The following is a 20,261-nucleotide window of genomic DNA, read 5'->3' as shown; positions in this document are numbered from 1 at the left end:
GTTCTCCTGCCTGTTGTAAGTTATAACCGCGAAAAAGCGTTGTCCTGACGCGGGGGAGCGACGAAATGACCCGGCTCGACCTCGCGCAGCGTCACGCGCTCCACGGCCTCGCCGCGTTTATGAATATTGCTCGGCATTTCATCCTGCAGCAGCACGCGCTGGCCGTGACGATGCGCGGGATCGGCTACCGGGACCGCCGCGATAAGCTTGCGGGTGTACGGGTGCAGCGGGTTTTCAAACACCGCCCTTCGCGGCCCAATCTCCACGATCTGCCCCATAAACATCACCGCTACGCGATGGCTGATGCGCTCGACCACGGCCATATCGTGCGAGATAAACAGGAAGGTAATGCCCATATCCCGCTGTAAATCCAGCAGTAAGTTGATGATTTGCGCCCGGATAGAGACATCCAGCGCCGAGACGGACTCATCGGCAATCACCACTTTCGGGTTTAGCGCCAGCGCGCGAGCGATGCAGATACGCTGCCGCTGCCCACCGGAAAACTCGTGCGGATAACGCCAGGCGTGCTCCGGCTTCAGGCCGACGCGCTCCAGCAGCCAGGCCACGCGACGCTGGGCCGCTTCGCCGTCGAGCAGGTTATGCACCCGCAGCGGCTCCATGATCGAATACCCCACCGTGTGGCGCGGATCGAGAGAGGCATACGGGTCCTGGAAAATAAACTGAATATCCCGCCGCACCGCCTGCAGCTTGCTGTCCGGAAGGGTATCAATGCGCTCGCCGTTAAAGGTAATGCTGCCTTCCTGTGATTCCACCAGACGGAGCAACGCGCGTCCGGTGGTGGATTTACCGCAGCCGGACTCCCCCACCAGCGCCAGCGTTTCGCCCGGCCAGAGATCGAAGCTGACGTTTTCCACCGCGTGCACTTCGCGCTTAACGCGGTTCAGTATGCCGCTGCGCAGCGGAAAACGGGTGACCAGATCGCGCACTTCCAGAATGGGCTTACCCGGCACCACGGTGTCCTGCTCGCGCTCATCCTCCTGCTGCTCAGACGCCTCGAGAGAAATCAGGGGGAAGCGGCGCGGCAAATCGCTGCCGTTCATCGCCCCCAGGCGCGGAACCGCCGCCAGCAGCGCTTTGGTGTAAGGATGCACGGGCGCGTGAAAAATCTGCTCGACCGGGCCGGTTTCCACCGCGCTGCCTTTGTGCATCACCAGCACCCGATCGGCGATATCGGCGACTACGCCCATATCGTGGGTGATGAAAATCACCCCCATCTCCATCTCCTGCTGCAGCACTTTAATGAGCTGCAGGATCTGCGCCTGAATCGTCACGTCCAGCGCCGTCGTCGGTTCATCGGCAATCAGCACCGCCGGACGGCAGGAGAGCGCCATGGCAATCATCACCCGCTGGCGCATGCCGCCGGAAAGCTGATGCGGGTAGCGACCCAGAATGGCCTGCGCCTCCGGGATGCGCACCAGCTCCAGCATCCGTCGGGCCTCTTTGAGCGCTTCATCGCCGCTCAGCCCCTGATGCAGGCGGATCGACTCGGCGATTTGTTCCCCGACCGGGAAAACCGGGTTCAGGGAGGTCATCGGCTCCTGGAAGATCATCGCAATATCCGCCCCGCGCACGCCCTGCATCTGCGAACCGCTCAGCTCATTTAAATCAATGACCTGACGGTTACGGCGGTGCAGGAGCATTTTCTCGCTGCTGATTTGCCCGCCCGTCTGTTCCAGCAGGCGCATCAGCGCCAGCGCGGTGACCGATTTACCGGAACCAGATTCGCCAACAATCGCCAGCGTCTCGCCGCGCCTGAGCGTGAACGATAAATTCTGTACTGCGGGGATGAACTGCCGCTCTTCCTGAAACGCAATATTGAGCTGATGGACAGCCAGCACTTCGCGGTTGTCCAGTTCTTCACTGTGCGGCACGCGCTGCCCCCTTATTCACGATAGATGCCCGTGCTCGGTTCATCACCGGCATAACCCCAGGCGCGATACATGCCTTCGCTGTTGAACGGCAGGGCCACGTTGCCCTCGCGATCAACCGCAATGAGCCCGCCGACGCCGCCCAGGGCAGGTAGTTTCTCCATCACCACGCGCTCGCAGGCTTCGCTGAGGCTTAAACCGCCGTAATCCATCAGCGCGGTGATGTCGTAGGCCGCGAGGGCGCGGATAAACACTTCTCCGGTTCCGGTACACGACACCGCCGCCGTCGCGTTATTGGCATAGCACCCGGCGCCCGGCAGCGGGCTATCGCCGACGCGCCCGGGCAGCTTGTTGGTCATCCCGCCCGTTGAGGTCGCCGCCGCGAGGTTTCCCGCCTTATCGAGCGCCACCGCGCCGACCGTGCCCATTTTGGTGGTTTCATCCAGCGGCGCTGTATGGTCAAGCTGCGTCATGCCCGCCGAACGGGCTTCCAGCAGCTGCTGATAGCGCTCCTCGGTGGAAAACAGTTCCGGCGATACCGGTTCCATCCCGTGCTCGAAGGCAAACGCCTCCGCCCCAGCCCCTGTGAGCAGCACGTGCGGACTCGCCTCCATCACCAGACGCGCGGCCAGCACCGGATTGCGCAGATGGCTCACGCCCGCCACGGCGCCCGCTTTCAGGGTGACGCCGTCCATCACGCAGGCATCCAGCTCGTGCGTTTCATCCCGGGTAAAGACCGAACCGATCCCCGCATTAAATAACGGACACTCTTCCAGCAGGCGCACCGCCTCGGTGACCACGTCCAGCGCGCTTTCGCCCGCTTCCAGCATTTTCTGACCCGTTTCCACAATGGCGTACAGCGCGTCGATATAGCGCTTTTCCTGCTCGGGACTGAGCTGTGCTCGGGTGATTGCCCCGGCGCCACCATGAATTGCGATTACCGCATTAACCATTCGCATCACCCGTTAGCCTGATTTGCGGCTTTTTCTATAAATATCATTATCGTCGATGAAACTTCAGATGATTTTTGAATATAGAAAGACGTAACTGTGATGTAAAGCGTACACCCATCGGGTCATACAGTTAGCCGCACTTTTCTGCCATAATGGCCGCTTTCGTTGTTACTCCGCAGGAGCCCACCATGGATTTTACCGCCGGACTGATGCCGCTTGAGACGGCACTCACGCAGATGCTTGACCGAGTTTCCCCGCTGCATGACGTTGAGACGCTGCCCCTCGTGCGCTGTTTTGGCCGTATTGCCGCACGCGATATCGTCTCTCCGCTTAACGTGCCGGGGTTTGATAATTCCGCGATGGACGGTTACGCGGTACGCCTGGCGGATCTCCAGACGGGTGACGCCCTGCCGGTGGCGGGTAAAGCCTTTGCGGGCCAGCCGTTTAGCGGTGAATGGCCTGCGGGCACCTGCGTGCGCATCATGACCGGCGCGCCGGTTCCGGCCGGCTGCGACGCCGTTGTGATGCAGGAAGAGACCGAACAGACCGACGGCGGCGTGCGTTTTACCGCGAACGTTAAAGCGGGCCAGAACATCCGCCGCACGGGCGAAGATATCACCCTTGGCGCGACGGTCTTTTCTGCCGGACAGAAGCTGACGGTTGGTGAACTGCCGGTGCTGGCGTCGCTCGGGGTTGCTGAAATCGACGTTATCCGTAAAGTGCGCGTTGCCGTTTTCTCCACCGGCGACGAGCTGCAGCTTCCGGGCCAGCCGCTGCAGGACGGTCAGATTTACGACACCAACCGCCTGGCGGTACACCTGATGCTTGAGCAGCTGGGCTGCGAGGTGATTAACCTCGGCATTATTCCTGACGATCCGGAAAAACTGCGCGCCGCGTTTATCGAGGCGGATAACGCTGCCGACGTGGTTATCAGCTCCGGCGGCGTCTCCGTGGGCGAAGCGGATTACACCAAAACCATCCTCGAAGAGCTGGGGGAAATCGCCTTCTGGAAGCTGGCCATCAAGCCGGGAAAACCGTTCGCGTTTGGCAAGCTCACGCGCGGCTGGTTCTGCGGCCTGCCGGGTAATCCGGTCTCGGCGGCACTCACCTTCTACCAGCTGGTGATCCCGCTGCTGGCGAAGCTTTCAGGCAACAGCGCCAGCCCGCTCCCGGAACGCCAGCGCGTGCGCGCCGCCACGCGCCTGAAAAAATCGCCGGGTCGTCTCGATTTCCAGCGCGGGATTCTGGCGCGCAACGGGGACGGCGAGCTGGAAGTGAGCACCACCGGGCACCAGGGCTCGCACATTTTCAGCTCCTTCAGCCAGGGCAACTGCTTTATCGTCCTGGAGCGCGAGCGCGGCAATGTGGAAGCCGGCGAGTGGGTTGAGGTAGAAAGTTTTAACCACCTGTTCGGAGGCTGACATGACGGTGGAGCTGAGCGACCCGGAGATGATGCGCTACAACCGCCAGATTGTGCTGCGCGGGTTTGACTTCGAGGGCCAGGAAGCGCTTAAGGCAGCAAGCGTGCTGGTTGTCGGGCTCGGCGGTCTGGGCTGCGCCGCCGCGCAGTATCTTGCGGCGGCGGGCGTGGGCAGGATGACGCTGCTGGATTTCGATACCGTGTCGGTGTCAAATCTTCAGCGCCAGACGCTGCACAGCGATGCGACGGTTGGCCAGCCGAAAGTGGACTCTGCCCGCTCGGCGCTGGCGCGCATCAACCCCAACGTTCAGTTCACCCTGATTGACGCGATGCTGGATGACGAGGCGCTTTCCGCGCAGATTGCGCAGCATGACCTGGTGCTGGACTGCACCGATAACGTAAACGTCCGTAACCAGCTGAACGCGGGCTGCTTTGCCCACAAAATCCCGCTGGTCTCCGGCGCGGCGATCCGCATGGAGGGACAAATCAGCGTCTTCACGTACGCGGAAGGCGAACCCTGCTACCGCTGCCTGAGCCGCCTGTTCGGCGAGAACGCGCTGACCTGCATTGAAGCGGGCGTGATGGCGCCGCTGGTCGGCGTGATTGGCTCCCTGCAGGCGATGGAAGCGATCAAGGTGCTGGCGCGCTACGGCACGCCTGCCGCGGGGAAAATCGTAATGTATGACGCGATGACCTGCCAGTTCCGCGAGATGAAGCTGATGCGTAACCCGGGGTGTGAGGTTTGCGGAGGTTAAACTCTGTTGCGGCCTGATGCCCTCACCCCAGCCCTCTCCCACAGGGAGAGGGAGAAAACCGTAGGCCGGGTAAGCGTGAGCGCCACCCGGCAATAGCATCAGATAGTCTTCCGTCCAAACGCGCCCTGCCAGTCCTGCTCAAACTTCACAATCGCCGCATCCACGGCAGGAGAAGTAATAAACTGCTGCGCCACGTCCAGCGGCAGCGTGATTGACTCGCAGCCTGCCAGCAGGCAGTCCAGCGCCTGACGCGGCGTTTTGAAGCTCGCGGCCAGCACCTTTGACTGCGGGGCGTGCAGCGTCAGCAGCTGTTGCAGTTCAACCACGGTCTGGATCCCGTCCCCGCCCTGCGCGTCCACACGGTTAACGTAAGGCGCCACATACTCTGCACCCGCCAGCGCGGAGAGCATCCCCTGCGCGGCGCCGTATACCGCCGTACCCAGCGTCGGGATCCCTTCCGCTTTCAGCATCTTGATCGCCGCCAGCCCTTCGGCGGTCACCGGCACTTTTACTACCAGGTCGTTAATGATGGCGCGCAGCTTGCGCGCGTCCTCTACCATCCCTTCGGCGGTGGTCGCCATCACCTGGGCGAACAGACGGCCTTTGCCGCCCAGCGCGTCGTGCAGCGCCGGCAGCAGCTCGTCCAGCGGCGTTTTACCTGCCGCCACAATGCTTGGGTTGGTGGTCACGCCCGCCAGCGGGAAGATACGCGCCAGCTTTTTGACTGCCGCAACGTCAGATGTGTCGAGATAAAGTTCCATGATGTAACCCTCAAAATTAGCCTGCACTTACCCTATCACGACAAAACCTGCTCAGTAGTTGACCTGCATCAAGATAACTTTCATTCGAAAGTAATTTAATCTTCATATGCAATATGAGAGGCGAAATCATGATCTTCAATATTCAGCGTTACTCTACCCACGACGGCCCCGGTATTCGAACCGTGGTGTTCCTGAAAGGCTGCTCGCTGGGCTGTCGCTGGTGTCAGAATCCGGAAAGCCGCTCCCGCAGCCGGGACGTGCTGTTTGATGCGCGCCTGTGCCTGGACGGCTGCGACCTGTGCCAGCAGGCGGCGCCGGGCTGCATCGAACGCGCGCTGAATGGCCTGGTTATCCACCGCGAGAAGCTTGATGAAGCCGCGCTCAACGCCCTTACCGACTGCTGCCCGACGCAGGCGCTGACCGTCTGCGGTGAAGAACAGCAGGTCGAGGAGATCATGGCGACCGTACTGCGCGACAAACCCTTCTACGACCGCAGCGGCGGCGGGATCACCCTCTCCGGCGGCGAGCCGTTTATGAACCCTGAGCTGGCGCACGTCCTGTTTAAAACCAGCCACGAACAGGGGATCCACACCGCCGTTGAAACCTGCCTTCACGTGCCGTGGCATTATATCGAGCCATCATTACCCTACATCGATCTGTTCCTCGCCGACCTGAAGCACGTCGACGGTGAGGTGTTCAAACAGTGGACGGACGGTTCGGCCAAGCGGATCCTGGATAACCTGAAGCGCCTTGCCGTCGCCGGGAAAAAAATCACCATTCGCGTGCCGCTAATCCAGGGCTTTAACGCTGACGAAGCGTCCATCACCGCCATTACAAACTTCGCCGCCGACGAGCTCGGCGTCGACGATATTCATTTTCTGCCGTATCACACGCTGGGCATGAACAAATACACCCTGCTCGGCCAACCTTACTCTGCCCCTGACAAACCGCTGGATAACCCTGCCCTGCTGGACTTCGCGCAGCAGTACGCCTGCCAGAAAGGGTTAACCGCGACCTTACGAGGATAAACCTATGACCACCCTGAATCTCAACACCCTCAGCGAGCGCATTAAGGCGCACAAAACGGCCCTGGTGCATATCGTTAAGCCGCCGGTCTGTACCGAGCGCGCGCAGCATTACACCGAAATGTACCAGCAACACATGGACAAGCCGATCCCGGTTCGTCGCGCCCTGGCGCTGGCGCATCACCTGGCCGAGCGAACCATCTGGATCAAACACGACGAGCTGATCATCGGTAACCAGGCAAGCGAAGTGCGCGCCGCGCCGATTTTCCCGGAATACACCGTCTCCTGGATTGAGAAAGAGATCGACGATCTGGCGGACCGCCCGGGCGCGGGCTTTGCGGTGAGCGAAGAGAACAAGCGCGTGCTGCATGAGATCTGCCCGTGGTGGCGCGGCCAGACGGTGCAGGATCGCTGCTACGGCATGTTCACCGACGAGCAGAAAGGCCTGCTGGAAACCGGCATTATCAAAGCCGAAGGCAACATGACCTCCGGCGACGCGCACCTGGCGGTCAACTTCCCGCTGATGCTGGAGAAAGGCCTCGACGGCCTGCGCGCCAAAGTGGCCGAGCGCCGCACGCGCATCAACCTGACGGTGCTGGAAGACCTGCACGGCGATCAGTTCCTGAAGGCGATCGATATCGTGCTGGAAGCCGTAAGCCTGCACATCAAACGCTTTGCCAACCTGGCGCGTGAAATGGCGTCCACTGAAACCCGCGAAAGCCGCCGCGACGAGCTGCTGGCGATGGCGGAAAACTGCGACGTGATTGCCCACGAGCCGCCAAAAACCTTCTGGCAGGCGCTGCAGCTGTGCTACTTCATCCAGCTGATCCTGCAGATTGAGTCCAACGGCCATTCCGTCTCCTTTGCGCGTATGGACCAGTATCTCTATCCCTACTACCGCCGCGACGTGGAGCTGAATCAGAGCCTGGATCGCGAGCACGCCATCGAGCTGCTGCACAGCTGCTGGCTGAAGCTGCTGGAAGTGAACAAGATCCGCTCCGGCTCGCACTCCAAGGCTTCTGCCGGTAGCCCGCTGTACCAGAACGTCACCATCGGCGGCCAGAAGCTGGTCAACGGCGAGCCGATGGACGCGGTGAACCCGCTCTCCTACGCGATTCTGGAGTCCTGCGGTCGCCTGCGCTCCACCCAGCCAAACCTGAGCGTGCGTTACCACGCGGGCATGAGCAACGACTTCCTCGACGCCTGCGTGCAGGTCATCCGCTGCGGCTTCGGCATGCCCGCGTTCAACAACGATGAAATCGTCATTCCGGAATTCATCAAGCTCGGCGTTGAACGAGACGACGCCTACGACTACGCGGCCATCGGCTGTATCGAAACCGCGGTGGGCGGCAAGTGGGGCTACCGCTGCACCGGCATGAGCTTTATCAACTTCGCCCGCGTGATGCTGGCGGCGCTGGAAGGCGGGCGCGACGCCACCAGCGGCAAGGTATTCCTGCCGCAGGAAAAAGCGCTCTCCGCCGGTAACTTCGACAACTTCGAGGAGGTGATGACGGCCTGGGACAGCCAGATCCGCTACTACACCCGCAAATCCATCGAGATTGAGTACGTGGTGGACACCATGCTGGAGGAGAACGTCCACGATATTCTCTGCTCGGCGCTGGTGGACGACTGCATCGAGCGTGCGAAAAGCATCAAGCAGGGCGGCGCGAAGTATGACTGGGTCTCCGGCCTGCAGGTGGGTATCGCTAACCTCGGCAACAGCCTGGCGGCGGTGAAAAAGCTGGTGTTCGAGCAGGGCACTATCGGTCAGCAGCAGCTGGCGGCCGCGCTGGCGGATGACTTCGACGGGCTGACCCACGAGCAGCTGCGCCAGCGTCTGATCAACGGCGCGCCGAAGTACGGCAACGACGACGACAGCGTGGACATGCTGCTGACGCGCGCCTATCAGACCTACATCGAAGAGCTGAAGCAGTACCACAACCCGCGCTACGGTCGCGGCCCGATTGGCGGTAACTACTACGCGGGCACCTCTTCCATCTCTGCAAACGTGCCGTTTGGTGCGGCAACGATGGCCACCCCGGACGGACGTAAGGCGCACACCCCGCTGGCGGAAGGGGCAAGCCCGGCCTCCGGTACGGACCACCTCGGCCCGACGGCGGTAATTGGCTCGGTGGGTAAACTGCCGACGGAAGCGATTCTCGGCGGCGTGCTGCTTAACCAGAAGCTGAACCCGTCGACGCTGGAAAACGACAGCGATCGCCAGAAGCTGATGGTGCTGCTGCGCACCTTCTTCGAGGTGCATAAGGGCTGGCATATTCAGTACAACATCGTCTCGCGCGAAACGCTGCTGGAAGCGAAGAAACATCCTGACCAGTATCGCGATCTCGTGGTGCGCGTCGCGGGCTACTCGGCGTTCTTCACCGCCCTGTCGCCGGATGCGCAGGACGATATTATCGCCCGTACTGAGCATACGCTGTAACGGCATGTCCCCTCACCCCGGCCCTCTCCCACGGGGAGAGGGAGAAAACACTAAAAACGGCGACCTCGGTTGCCGTTTTGCTTTTACTTTCGAATGAAATTAAATTTGTGCTCCCCGTCACCTTGTTATTAGAATGTTTCAAAACGCAGTGACCCAGGAGCACAGTATGACCGTTAAAGTTATCGTCACCGATATGGACGGAACTTTCCTTGATGATGCCAAGCAGTACGATCGTGACCGCTTCCAGGCACAGTTTGATCAGCTTAAAGCCCGCGACATTGAATTCGTTGTCGCCAGCGGCAACCAGTATTACCAGCTCATCTCCTTCTTTCCGGAGCTGAAAGACCGGATCTCCTTCGTGGCGGAAAACGGCGCGCTGGTGTTCGATCGCGGCGAACAGATTTTCCACGGCGAGCTGACGCGTCATGAATCGCAGATCGTGATTGGCGAACTGCTGAAAGATAAAGGGCTGAACTTCGTGGCCTGCGGGCTGGAGAGCGCCTGGGTCAGCGACCAGGCTCCTGAAGAATTCGTGGCGCTGATGTCAAAGCACTATCACCGCTTAAAGCGCATCAGCGATTACCGCGAAATTGACGACGTGCTGTTTAAGTTCTCCCTGAACCTGCCGGACAGCGATATCCCTAATCTGGTGGATAAACTGCACGTCTCCCTGGACGGCATCATGAAGCCGGTCACCAGCGGCTTTGGTTTTGTCGATTTGATTATCCCCGGCCTGCACAAGGCCAACGGCATCAGTCGTCTGCTGAAACGCTGGAAAATCTCCCCGCAGGAGTGCGTGGCCATTGGCGACAGCGGCAACGATGCCGAGATGCTGAAGCTGGTGAAATATTCCTTTGCGATGGGCAACGCGGCAGAGAGCATCAAAGAAATCAGCCGCTACGGTACCGACGACAACAACCATCAGGGCGCGCTGAACGTCATTCAGGCCGTGCTCGACAACCATTCCCCGTTCGACCTCTGATCCTTTCCTCGCCGGAGCGTCGCTCCGGCCTCTCACTCTTTTTCCGTCCTGTGGCTTGCGTCAAGTTTTTAAACTTGCATTAACTTATTTTTAACTTAAAGTATCACTTGTAGACATTTTTACTTTCGAATGAAAGATGCGAGGCAGTTATGACCTTTACCAGTGAAACTTTGCCAGCGGATCACAAAGCGGCAATCCGTCAGTTAAAACGTGAGCTGCGCGCGCAGATCGGCGACGTGCAGACGGTGCTTAATAAGCTCAGCGACAAAATTGCCACCCGCGTGGCGGAAATCAACGCGCTTAAGAACAAAGGCGAATCCGTCTGGCCGGTGATTCCGTTTGCGGATGTGAAAAACGGCACGATTACCGACGCACAGCGTGAGGCCGTTAAACGCCGCGGCTGCGCGGTGATTAAAGGTCATTTCCCGCGCGAGCAGGCGCTGGCGTGGGATCAGTCGATGCTCGACTACCTCGATCTGAATAAGTTTGACGAGGTCTACAAAGGCCCGGGCGATAACTTCTTCGGCACCCTGACGGCCTCTCGTCCGGAGATTTACCCGATTTACTGGTCTCAGGCGCAGATGCAGGCGCGCCAGAGCGAAGAGATGGCGCAGGTGCAGTCGTTCCTGAACCGTTTATGGACATTCGAGAGCAACGGCAAGCAGTGGTTCGACCCGGACGTGAGCGTGATTTACCCGGACCGTATCCGCCGCCGTCCGCCGGGAACGACCTCGAAAGGGCTTGGGGCGCATACCGACTCCGGCGCGCTGGAGCGCTGGCTGCTTCCGGCCTATCAGCAGGTGTTTGCCCGCGTGTTTGACGGCAACGTCGAGAAATACGATCCGTGGAACGCCGCGCACCGTACCGAAGTGGAAGAGTACACCGTCGATAACACCACTAAATGCTCGGTGTTCCGGACCTTCCAGGGCTGGACGGCGCTGTCGGACATGATCCCAGGTCAGGGGCTGCTGCACGTGGTGCCAATCCCGGAAGCGATGGCTTACATTCTGCTGCGGCCGCTGCTGGACGACGTGCCGGAAGACGAGCTGTGCGGCGTAGCGCCGGGGCGCGTGCTGCCGGTTTCAGAGAAGTGGCACCCGCTGCTGATCGAGGCATTAAGCAGCATTCCGGCACTCGAGGCGGGTGATTCCGTGTGGTGGCACTGCGATGTGATCCACTCCGTGGCGCCGGTGGAAAATCAGCAAGGGTGGGGCAACGTGATGTACATCCCTGCCGCGCCGATGTGCGAGAAAAACCTCGCCTACGCGAAGAAGGTCAAGGAAGCGCTGGAAACCGGCGCGTCGCCGGGAGACTTCCCGCGCGAGGATTATGAAAAAACCTGGCAGGACCGCTTTACCGTGAACGATCTCAACATCCACGGCAAGCGCGCGCTGGGCATGGTTTAACTGTCGTACAGCCCTTCCCGCTCCACGGCGGTGCGTCGTTTCCCCTGACGTATCCGCCGTACCGATTCCCGCACGGCCAGCGTGCCGTTAAGCAGTAACGTCCCGACCGGCGCGTCCGGGCGCATAAGCCGCTGCTGGAGCATATATACCGCTTCGGTTCCCAGCTCATCGCGCGGAACGTGCACCGCCGTTAATGGAACATCCTGAATCGCCGCCAGGTTAAAGCCATCAATGCTCATCACCGACACGTCCTGCGGCACGCGCAGGCCGTGGTTTTGTAATGCGCTAATGGTGCCCGCCGCCATAAAGTCGCCGCCGACCAGGAACGCGGTAGGTAAATCCTTCCCCTGCACTTCACTGAGCCAGCTGCTAACCATCTGTTCCGTTTCGCGCGCGCTGAAGCTGGGCACCACCAGCAGATCGCGTTTATCGTTGAATTTCAGGTTGTGAGACTGCCACGCGTCGCGGATCCCCGCCAGGCGCAGCTCCATGGTGTAGCGGCGCAGGCACAGCACGTTCATCACCTCACGATGTCCCATTTCGAACAGATATTCCGCCGCCCGCTCGCCAATGGCGCGATGATCCGGCGCGACGGCAGGCAGACGCATGTGCCGGTCGCGGCAGTTAATCAGCATGCAGGGTTTACCGACGTCCACCGCCAGATCGTGGATATGGGGATCGTCGATGCCAAGAAGGATTGCCGCCTGAGTGTCCGCTTCGTTCATGCGCGCCAGAAACAGCTGCGCGTCGCTGTCGTTCTCCTCCAGCGCGCAGTAGCGAAGGCGCACATCGTGGGACGCCAGGCCTTTACTCACGCTCTGGATCACGCGGTAGTAAAAGATGTCGGACCGCTCGTCAAACGCCCGCTGCGGGGCAAAAACCACCAGGCTGTTAAGCAGCAGACGCCCTGCCGCCATGCCGTCCATCACCCCCAGCTCCCGCGCGCAAGCCAGCACCTTCGCGCGCGCTTTTTCACTGGTATTCGCTTTTCCCGCCAGCACCCGCGATACGGTGCTGATCGAGAGCTGCGTCCGGGCCGCGATTTCGGTGATTTTTAGCCTTTTGTCCATTTTGTGATCTGGCTCCATTTGCGAAATGAAAAAATTTTCATAGCGTATTGGTCAGGCAATAGCTGACATAAAAGCCATCATGCCAGAGGGTTTACGTCAGTTATGAGAAATTTTGCACAAAATCCACTTTTGCCCACTCATTTTCTTCCTTAAGGTGAACTTGTCACACAACTTCCATACTAGTTGTATAGCAACTTAAGCAGTTTAAACGGATAGAAATCAAATGCATAAAAAACCGTGTGACACCTGAACCTCCGTTCCCTTACCGTCCGTCTTGTGGAGAGTAAAATGAGTCAGGACATCAATAACACCATAGCGACAAGCAAAACCCGTCGCGTCATTAAGAACCTGCGCTGGTACGTGCTGGTGCTGTTCTTACTTGGCGTCACCGTTAACTACATCACCCGAAACTCACTCGGGATCCTCGCCCCGGAACTGAAAGAGAGCCTCGGGATCACCACCGAGCAATACTCCTGGATCGTCGGCGCGTTCCAGATCGCCTATACCATTTTCCAGCCCCTGTGCGGCTGGCTGATTGACGTCATCGGCCTGAAGATTGGCTTTATGGTCTGCGCCGGGATCTGGGCGCTGATGTGTATCTTCCATGCGGGCGCCGGAAGCTGGCTGCACCTCGCTATTCTGCGCTTCTTTATGGGTGCCTCTGAGGCCGCCGCTACCCCGGCGAACGCCAAAACCATCGGCGAATGGTTCCCGAAATCAGAGCGACCCGTTGCCGCCGGCTGGGCTGGCGTGGGCTTCTCCATCGGCGCGATGCTGGCTCCGCCTATCATCTACTTTGCTCACGCCTCGTTCGGCTGGCAGGGCGCGTTTATGTTTACCGGCGTGCTGGCGCTGCTGTGGGTGATCCTGTGGTGGGCGTTCTACCATAACCCGGAGCAGCACCCGAACCTGAGCAAGGACGAGCTGGCGTTCATCAAGCAGGATAACGAGCCGCCTGCGGTCAAACTGCCCTTCCTGACCGCGCTGAAAACCGTCTCGAAAAACAAACGCTTCTACGGTATCGCCATCCCGGCCTTTATGGCGGAACCGGCCTGGGCGGTGCTGAGCTTCTGGGTGCCGCTGTACCTCGCCAAAGAGCACGGCATGGATCTGAAGCAGATTGCGATGTTTGCCTGGCTACCGTTCCTCGCCGCCGACCTCGGCAGCGTGGCGAGTGGCTACCTGACGCGTCTGTATACCCGTCTGTTCGGCTGCTCCCGCGTTAACTCGGTCGTTGCCAGCTCCGTGACGGGCGCATTCCTGATGATCTCGCTGGGCATCGTGGCCATTACCCGCGACCCGTATATCACTATCGTGCTGATCTCCATCGGCGGCTTCGGGCACCAGATTATCTCCTGCATGCTGAGCGCCCTGGTCGTTGAGTCGTTCGACAAAGGCCAGATGGCGACCGTAAACGGCATGCGCGGCTCTGCGGCGTGGATCGCCAGCTTCCTGTTCTCGCTGTTAATCGGTGTGACCGCCGACAAAATCGGTTTTAACCCGCTCTTTATTGCCATGGGCTTCTTTGACCTGATTGGCGCTGTCTTCCTGGTAGCATTTATTGCTGAACGTCGCGCCAAGCGCGCCTGATAGTGGATGTATTGCATATGAAAACCCTGAAAAACTGGACCCTTGATACGCAGTCGGCAAACCATCTGGAACTGCTGGTCGATAACCAGCACCGCCTGTGCCTGTATGTGCTGGAAGAGAACCTGTTCCGCGTGCTGATCAAACGCAAAGGCGAGCTGGCGCTGGACCGCACCTGGAGCATCGCGCCGGAAAAAGACGTGCCGTGGGAAGGCCGCCGTCGTGACGATATAAGCGGTTTCTCCTGCCCGGCCTGGACCCTGACGCAGCAGGAAGAGACGCTCACTGTGGCTACCGAACAGCTGCGCGTAACGGTCCACCAGCCGCTGTGGCTGGAGTGGCACTACCGCAATGACGCGGGCGAGTGGCAGCCGCTGGTCAACGACCGTCCAACCAGCGCCTACCTGCTGAACGCCCACGGCGACGGCGTGGCGCACTACCTCAGCCGCCGCAAGGACGAGCGTTTCTATGGCCTGGGCGAAAAAGCGGGCGATCTGCAGCGCAACGGCAAGCGCTATGAGATGCGTAACCTCGACGCAATGGGGTACAACGCGGCCAGCACCGACCCGCTCTACAAGCATATTCCGTTCACCATCACCCGCCGCGACGACGTCAGCTACGGCCTGTTCTATGACAACCTGAGCAGCTGCTGGCTGGATCTGGGTAACGAAATCGACAACTACCACACCGCCTATCGTCGCTGGCAGGCGGAAGCGGGCGATATCGATTACTACATCTTTACCGGCACGCGCGTGCTGGACGTCACCAAAGCCTTCGTGCGCCTGACCGGGAAAACGCTGTTCGGACCGAAATGGAGCCTGGGCTACAGCGGCTCGACCATGCACTACACCGACGCGCCGGACGCCCAGAACCAGCTGATGAACTTCATCCGCCTGTGCGAAGAGCACGCCATTCCGTGCGACTCGTTCCAGCTCTCCTCCGGCTATACCTCTATCAACGGCAAGCGCTACGTCTTCAACTGGAACTATGACAAGGTGCCGCAGCCGAAGGTGATGAGTCAGGCGTTCCACGACGCTGGGCTGAAGCTGGCGGCCAACATCAAGCCGTGCCTGCTGCAGGACCATCCGCGCTATAACGAAGTGGCGGAGAGCGGCCTGTTCATTCGCGATTCAGAAACCGATGCACCGGAACGTTCCAGCTTCTGGGATGACGAAGGCTCGCACCTCGACTTTACCAACCCGCAGACGGTGCAGTGGTGGCAGAACGGCGTGACCACGCAGCTGCTGGAGATGGGCATCGACTCTACCTGGAACGACAACAACGAATATGAAGTGTGGGACGGGGAGGCGCGCTGCTTTGGCTTCGGCAAGGAGATCGCCATCAAGCACATTCGCCCGGTGATGCCGCTGCTGATGATGCGCGCCTCGCTAGAAGCGCAGCAGCGTTTCGCGCCGGAAAAACGTCCGTATCTCATCTCCCGCTCCGGCTGCGCCGGGATGCAGCGCTACGTTCAGACCTGGAGCGGCGACAACCGCACCAGCTGGGACACCCTGCGCTATAACATCCGCATGGGGCTGGGCATGAGCCTGTCCGGCCTGTTCAACGTCGGTCACGACGTCGGCGGTTTCTCCGGCGACAAGCCGGACGCCGAGCTGTTCGTGCGCTGGGTGCAGAACGGCGTGATGCACCCGCGCTTTACCATTCACTCGTGGAACGATGACCACACCGTGAACGAGCCGTGGATGTACCCGGGCGTCACGCCAGCCATTCGCGGCGCGGTTGAGCTGCGCTACCGCCTGCTGCCGTACCTCTATACCCTGCTCTGGCAGGCGCATGCCGACGACGAGCCGATGCTGCGCCCGATCTTCCTCGACCACGAGCACGATGCGCAGACGTTTGAGGAGTGCGATGACTTCCTGCTGGGCCGCGACCTGCTGGTGGCAAGCGTCGTCGAAGCCGGGCAGCGCGAGCGACGCGTCTGGCTGCCGGATAACGACACCGGCTGGTATGATTTTTACACCCACGCGTGGTATGCGGGCGGCCAGTCGATCGTCCTCGACGCGCCGCTGGAAAAACTGCCGCTGCTGGTGCGCGCCGGTGCCGGTCTTCCGCTGAGCGAACGCATCACGCATGTGAGTGCCGAAAAAGATACGACCCGTGAGCTGAAGCTGTTCCCGGTGAAGGGCGTCGGCACGACCACCGGAATGCTGTTTGAAGACGACGGCGAAAGCTGGGGCTACCAGAACGGCAACGCGCTGTGGGTGGAGTGGGAAATGGTGTGCGACGGAGCAACCATCAACCTGAAGGTCAACGCGCGCGGGGATTATCGTCCGGCGTGGAAATCGCTTAAGGTGTCGCTGCCTGCAGGGGAAAAACGTACGCTGCTGGTGAACGGAGTTGAAGGGGGCGAGTGGGTGATCTAGTGCGGCCTAATGCCCTCACCCTAACCCTCTCCCACTGGGAGAGGGAACAGAACGCAGGCCGGGTAAGGCGAAGCCGCCACCCGGCTTTTTTTAGTTTTCGATACCTTTACTGCGCAGGTAATCTTCATAGTTACCGGTGAAGTCCACCACGCGCTCTGGCGTAATTTCGATCACGCGGGTCGCCAGCGAGCTGACGAACTCACGGTCGTGAGAGACGAAGATCAGGGTACCCTGATACATCTCCAGCGCCATGTTCAGGGATTCGATAGATTCCATGTCCAGGTGGTTAGTCGGTTCGTCCATCACCAGGATGTTTGGTTTTTCCATCATCAGCTTGCCGAACAGCATGCGGCCCTTCTCACCACCGGAGAGCACCTTAGCCGGCTTTTTGATGTCGTCCTGGCTGAACAGCAGACGACCCAGAATGCTGCGCACCGCCTGCTCGTCGTCGCCTTCCTGCTTCCACTGGCTCATCCAGTCGAACACGGTCAGGTCGTTTTCAAACTCGTACTCATGGTCTTGCGCGTAGTAGCCAATCTGCGCGTTTTCAGACCACTTCACGGTGCCGTTGTCCGGCTGCAGTTCGCCAACCAGGGTTTTCAGCATGGTGGATTTACCCACGCCGTTGGCGCCGAGGATGGCAATCTTCTCGCCCACTTCCAGCAGCAGGTTGAATTTTTTAAACAGAGGGCCGTTCTCAAAGCCTTTTTCAAGGGCTTCCACTTCCAGCGCGTTACGGAACAGTTTCTTGTCCTGCTCGAAGCGGATGAACGGGTTCTGACGGCTGGAGGCTTTGACTTCGTCCAGCTTGATTTTGTCGATCTGACGCGCTCGCGAGGTCGCCTGACGCGACTTAGAGGCGTTGGCGCTAAAGCGGCTGACGAAGGACTGCAGGTCAGCAATCTGCGCTTTCTTCTTGGCGTTATCCGCCAGCAGACGTTCACGCGCCTGGGTGGCCGCCGTCATGTACTCGTCATAGTTGCCCGGATAAACGCGCAGCTCGCCGTAGTCCAGATCCGCCATGTGCGTACAGACCATGTTCAGGAAGTGACGGTCGTGCGAGATGATGATCATGGTGCTGTCGCGATCGTTCAGCGTCTGCTCCAGCCAGCGGATGGTGTCGATGTCCAGGTTGTTCGTCGGTTCGTCGAGCAGCAGGATGTCCGGGTTAGAGAACAGCGCCTGTGCCAGCAGCACGCGCAGCTTCCAGCCTGGCGCAACTTCGCTCATCGGGCCGTAATGCTGTTCGACAGGAATACCCACGCCCAGCAGCAGCTCGCCCGCGCGCGCTTCCGCAGAGTAGCCGTCCATCTCGCCGTACTGCGTTTCCAGATCGGCCACTTTATAGCCGTCTTCTTCGCTCATTTCGGCCAGCGCGTAGATGCGATCGCGCTCCTGCTTCACTTCCCACAGTTCCCCATGCCCCATGATCACGGTGTCGAGCACGGTGAACTCTTCGAAGGCGAACTGATCCTGACGCAGCTTACCGATACGCTCGTTAGGGTCGAGCGATACGTTGCCGAGCGTCGGCTCCAGGTCACCGCCGAGGATCTTCATAAAGGTGGATTTTCCGCTACCGTTGGCACCAATCAGGCCGTAACGGTTGCCGCCGCCAAATTTGACGGAAATGTTTTCGAACAGCGGCTTACTGCCAAACTGCATAGTGACGTTGCTGGTAACTAACACGGGGAGATTCCTGCGAAAAGTGTGATAAACACGGCATTATGCCACAATTCCGAATTGAGATCCCGTGTTGCGGCAATCCACTAAACTTTAACAAAATCGAAAAAAATGTGATTTCGTACACATCTGAATTCCCTGTAAGCGGGAATGCACATATAATGCGCTCCCATCACAGATTCAGACTTATCAACTCATCGCCAGAATGGCTTAGATACCTCGCACAACATGAACATGAAATTAACAACGCTTTTAGCGGCGGCGTTAGCCGTAGTAGGTTTTTGTAAGACCGCGTCTGCGGTGACGTATCCCCTGCCAACAGACGGTAGCCGTCTGGTAGGCCAGAACCAGGTTGTGACGGTACCAGAAGGTAACTCTCAGCCACTGGAGTATTTCGCTGCGCAGTACCAGCTGGGCCTGTCTAACATGCTGGAAGCGAACCCGGGCGTTGACCCGTATCTGCCGAAAGCGGGTACCGTGCTGAATATTCCTCAGCAGCTGATCCTGCCGGATACCGTTCATGAAGGTATCGTGATTAACAGCGCCGAAATGCGTCTGTATTACTACCCGAAAGGCACCAACACCGTTATCGTGCTGCCAATCGGTATCGGCCAGCTGGGTAAAGACACCCCAATGAACTGGACCACCAAGGTTGAGCGTAAGAAAGCGGGCCCAACCTGGACGCCGACTGCCAAAATGCACGCAGAATACATCGCTGCGGGCGAACCGCTGCCAGCCGTTGTACCGGCAGGCCCGGATAACCCAATGGGTCTGTACGCGCTGTACATTGGCCGTCTGTATGCTATCCACGGTACCAACGCCAACTTCGGTATTGGCCTGCGCGTAAGCCACGGCTGCGTGCGCCTGCGTAACGACGACATCAAATTCCTGTTCGAAAACGTGCCGGTCGGTACGCGCGTGCAGTTCATCAACGAACCGGTGAAAGCGACCTCTGAGCCAGACGGCAGCCGCTACATCGAAGTGCACAACCCGCTGTCCACCAGCGAAGACCAGATCAACAACAACGAAATCGTCCCTGTTACGCTGAACAGCGCGGTGCAGGCGGTGACTTCTCAGCCAGACGTAGAAACGGCGATTGTTGACCAGGCCGTGCAGAACCGCTCCGGTATGCCGGTGCGTTTGAACTGATAGCGAAGCATTAAAAAAGCGGGCCTCGTTGCCCGCTTTTTTTTACCCGTTATTCACGATCACAATCCCGCCGTGGTCGTACCGATAGTGACAGTGGGCATATTCCAGCGGCGTGCCATCTTCCAGATAAATAACCTGCTCCACCTCCAGCACCGGATCGGTTTCTTCGCAGACCAGATGCTCTCTGTCCAGCGCGCTGGGCTTAAGCGCCCGCACCACCCGGTATGACCCCATAATTTTCAGCCCCAGCGTCTCCTGCACGTACTGGAACACCGAACCTTCAAGATGGTTTTTCGTCAGGCCCGGCACCAGATTCATCGGCATCACCGTGGAATCCAGCGACATCGGCTCGCCGTTCAGCAGGCGGAGGCGAATGAAGTCATAGATCGGCGCATCGGCGTTAATCATCAGCGACGCCTGCTCTTTTTCGTTCGGGAAGCGCAGCTCGAAATGCACCACCCGGCTGGTCACCTTGCCCAGATGTTCCCAGGTTTTGGTCGCACCAAAGTAGTCGCTGCCGGAGAGATCCCACTGCGAGAGCTGAAGGAAGTTTTTACGGATGAACGTGCCCTGCCCCTGGCGGGTATAGACCAGACCTTCGACGATCAGCTGGCGCATCGCCTGCTGAATGGTCATCCGGCTGGAGTTGAACTCCGCCGCCAGCGCAAACTGGTCCGGCAGGGGTTCGTTGGCGGCGTACTGCTGGCTGATAATGCGTTTCTTAATTTCCCGCGCTATGGTGATGTACTTCGCCGCCATC

At 59.5% G+C, this 20,261-nt stretch carries 15 protein-coding genes; 9 read left to right on the top strand and 6 right to left on the bottom strand.

Annotation, left to right across the window (positions count from 1 at the left end; genetic code table 11):
• Positions 1 to 20 precede the first annotated feature (20 nt).
• Together gsiA and iaaA are read right to left on the bottom strand one after the other, a co-directional pair.
• A complete protein-coding gene (gene gsiA, locus ACMGGX_RS16500; RefSeq protein WP_420298614.1) occupies positions 21 to 1,892 on the bottom strand; it encodes a glutathione ABC transporter ATP-binding protein GsiA in 1,872 nt (623 codons plus the stop codon).
• An 11-nt stretch (positions 1,893 to 1,903) separates the two neighbouring features.
• Positions 1,904 to 2,842 (bottom strand): beta-aspartyl-peptidase, encoded by a 939-nt coding sequence (gene iaaA, locus ACMGGX_RS16495; protein WP_420298613.1) that lies wholly within the window; start codon positions 2,840 to 2,842, stop codon positions 1,904 to 1,906.
• Positions 2,843 to 3,030: 188 nt separating this feature from the next.
• Here iaaA and moeA point away from each other — a divergent pair, with 188 nt between their 5' ends.
• Positions 3,031 to 4,263, top strand: coding sequence for a molybdopterin molybdotransferase MoeA (moeA, locus tag ACMGGX_RS16490; RefSeq protein ID WP_420298612.1), 1,233 nt, complete (start codon positions 3,031 to 3,033; stop codon positions 4,261 to 4,263).
• 1 nt (position 4,264) lies between these two features.
• The gene (gene moeB / locus ACMGGX_RS16485; RefSeq protein WP_181594662.1) at positions 4,265 to 5,017 is read left to right on the top strand and encodes a molybdopterin-synthase adenylyltransferase MoeB; all 753 of its coding nucleotides are present in this window, start codon (positions 4,265 to 4,267) and stop codon (positions 5,015 to 5,017) included.
• Positions 5,018 to 5,115: 98 nt separating this feature from the next.
• On the opposite strand, the gene fsa is transcribed toward moeB, so the two are convergent.
• Positions 5,116 to 5,778 (bottom strand): fructose-6-phosphate aldolase, encoded by a 663-nt coding sequence (fsa, locus tag ACMGGX_RS16480; protein WP_181594661.1) that lies wholly within the window; start codon positions 5,776 to 5,778, stop codon positions 5,116 to 5,118.
• A 128-nt stretch (positions 5,779 to 5,906) separates the two neighbouring features.
• On the opposite strand from fsa, the gene ACMGGX_RS16475 reads away from it, so the two are divergent.
• From ACMGGX_RS16475 to ACMGGX_RS16460, 4 genes are all read left to right on the top strand, one after another.
• Positions 5,907 to 6,806: a glycyl-radical enzyme activating protein gene (locus ACMGGX_RS16475; protein ID WP_181594660.1), complete on the top strand. Its 900-nt coding sequence runs from the start codon at positions 5,907 to 5,909 to the stop codon at positions 6,804 to 6,806.
• 4 nt (positions 6,807 to 6,810) lie between these two features.
• On the top strand, positions 6,811 to 9,243 hold the full coding sequence (locus ACMGGX_RS16470; protein WP_420298611.1) for a formate C-acetyltransferase/glycerol dehydratase family glycyl radical enzyme: 2,433 nt from the start codon (positions 6,811 to 6,813) through the stop codon (positions 9,241 to 9,243).
• A gap of 166 nt (positions 9,244 to 9,409) precedes the next feature.
• The gene (locus ACMGGX_RS16465) at positions 9,410 to 10,225 is read left to right on the top strand and encodes a Cof-type HAD-IIB family hydrolase (protein WP_047648275.1); all 816 of its coding nucleotides are present in this window, start codon (positions 9,410 to 9,412) and stop codon (positions 10,223 to 10,225) included.
• Between the two features lie 149 nt (positions 10,226 to 10,374).
• The gene (locus ACMGGX_RS16460) at positions 10,375 to 11,631 is read left to right on the top strand and encodes a DUF1479 domain-containing protein (RefSeq protein ID WP_348560803.1); all 1,257 of its coding nucleotides are present in this window, start codon (positions 10,375 to 10,377) and stop codon (positions 11,629 to 11,631) included.
• On the opposite strand, the gene ACMGGX_RS16455 is transcribed toward ACMGGX_RS16460, so the two are convergent.
• Positions 11,628 to 12,701 (bottom strand): LacI family DNA-binding transcriptional regulator, encoded by a 1,074-nt coding sequence (locus ACMGGX_RS16455; protein ID WP_033145014.1) that lies wholly within the window; start codon positions 12,699 to 12,701, stop codon positions 11,628 to 11,630. The two genes, ACMGGX_RS16460 and ACMGGX_RS16455, sit on opposite strands and share 4 nt — an antisense overlap.
• 288 nt (positions 12,702 to 12,989) lie before the next feature.
• Between ACMGGX_RS16455 and ACMGGX_RS16450 the strand changes: the two genes are divergently transcribed.
• Together ACMGGX_RS16450 and ACMGGX_RS16445 are read left to right on the top strand one after the other, a co-directional pair.
• Positions 12,990 to 14,291: an MFS transporter gene (locus ACMGGX_RS16450; RefSeq protein WP_420298610.1), complete on the top strand. Its 1,302-nt coding sequence runs from the start codon at positions 12,990 to 12,992 to the stop codon at positions 14,289 to 14,291.
• A 17-nt stretch (positions 14,292 to 14,308) separates the two neighbouring features.
• Positions 14,309 to 16,672, top strand: coding sequence for a glycoside hydrolase family 31 protein (locus tag ACMGGX_RS16445; protein WP_348560799.1), 2,364 nt, complete (start codon positions 14,309 to 14,311; stop codon positions 16,670 to 16,672).
• Positions 16,673 to 16,762: 90 nt separating this feature from the next.
• Here ACMGGX_RS16445 and ACMGGX_RS16440 read toward each other — a convergent pair whose 3' ends face one another.
• Positions 16,763 to 18,358 (bottom strand): ABC-F family ATPase, encoded by a 1,596-nt coding sequence (locus ACMGGX_RS16440; RefSeq protein ID WP_039261438.1) that lies wholly within the window; start codon positions 18,356 to 18,358, stop codon positions 16,763 to 16,765.
• Positions 18,359 to 18,580: 222 nt separating this feature from the next.
• Here ACMGGX_RS16440 and ldtB point away from each other — a divergent pair, with 222 nt between their 5' ends.
• Positions 18,581 to 19,501: a L,D-transpeptidase gene (ldtB, locus tag ACMGGX_RS16435; RefSeq protein ID WP_023310896.1), complete on the top strand. Its 921-nt coding sequence runs from the start codon at positions 18,581 to 18,583 to the stop codon at positions 19,499 to 19,501.
• Positions 19,502 to 19,543: 42 nt separating this feature from the next.
• On the opposite strand, the gene ACMGGX_RS16430 is transcribed toward ldtB, so the two are convergent.
• On the bottom strand, positions 19,544 to 20,260 hold the full coding sequence (locus ACMGGX_RS16430) for a GntR family transcriptional regulator (protein ID WP_348560798.1): 717 nt from the start codon (positions 20,258 to 20,260) through the stop codon (positions 19,544 to 19,546).
• Position 20,261: the final 1 nt, after the last annotated feature.

This window comes from Enterobacter sp. BNK-29 (genome assembly GCF_048684785.1).
GTDB classification, from domain to species: Bacteria; Pseudomonadota; Gammaproteobacteria; order Enterobacterales; family Enterobacteriaceae; genus Enterobacter; species Enterobacter cloacae_M.
This window is presented reverse-complemented; position numbering and strand designations above follow the sequence as displayed.

What these genes read in the sequence shown, in the direction of transcription:
- iaaA (WP_420298613.1), bottom strand. Translation starts at nt 2,842, where the DNA reads ATGGTTAATGCGGTAATCGCAATTCATGGTGGCGCCGGGGCAATCACC.
- moeA (WP_420298612.1), top strand. Translation starts at nt 3,031, where the DNA reads ATGGATTTTACCGCCGGACTGATGCCGCTTGAGACGGCACTCACGCAG.
- moeB (WP_181594662.1), top strand. Translation starts at nt 4,265, where the DNA reads ATGACGGTGGAGCTGAGCGACCCGGAGATGATGCGCTACAACCGCCAG.
- fsa (WP_181594661.1), bottom strand. Translation starts at nt 5,778, where the DNA reads ATGGAACTTTATCTCGACACATCTGACGTTGCGGCAGTCAAAAAGCTG.
- ACMGGX_RS16475 (WP_181594660.1), top strand. Translation starts at nt 5,907, where the DNA reads ATGATCTTCAATATTCAGCGTTACTCTACCCACGACGGCCCCGGTATT.
- ACMGGX_RS16470 (WP_420298611.1), top strand. Translation starts at nt 6,811, where the DNA reads ATGACCACCCTGAATCTCAACACCCTCAGCGAGCGCATTAAGGCGCAC.
- ACMGGX_RS16465 (WP_047648275.1), top strand. Translation starts at nt 9,410, where the DNA reads ATGACCGTTAAAGTTATCGTCACCGATATGGACGGAACTTTCCTTGAT.
- ACMGGX_RS16460 (WP_348560803.1), top strand. Translation starts at nt 10,375, where the DNA reads ATGACCTTTACCAGTGAAACTTTGCCAGCGGATCACAAAGCGGCAATC.
- ACMGGX_RS16455 (WP_033145014.1), bottom strand. Translation starts at nt 12,701, where the DNA reads ATGGACAAAAGGCTAAAAATCACCGAAATCGCGGCCCGGACGCAGCTC.
- ACMGGX_RS16450 (WP_420298610.1), top strand. Translation starts at nt 12,990, where the DNA reads ATGAGTCAGGACATCAATAACACCATAGCGACAAGCAAAACCCGTCGC.
- ACMGGX_RS16445 (WP_348560799.1), top strand. Translation starts at nt 14,309, where the DNA reads ATGAAAACCCTGAAAAACTGGACCCTTGATACGCAGTCGGCAAACCAT.
- ldtB (WP_023310896.1), top strand. Translation starts at nt 18,581, where the DNA reads ATGAACATGAAATTAACAACGCTTTTAGCGGCGGCGTTAGCCGTAGTA.
- ACMGGX_RS16430 (WP_348560798.1), bottom strand. Translation starts at nt 20,260, where the DNA reads ATGGCGGCGAAGTACATCACCATAGCGCGGGAAATTAAGAAACGCATT.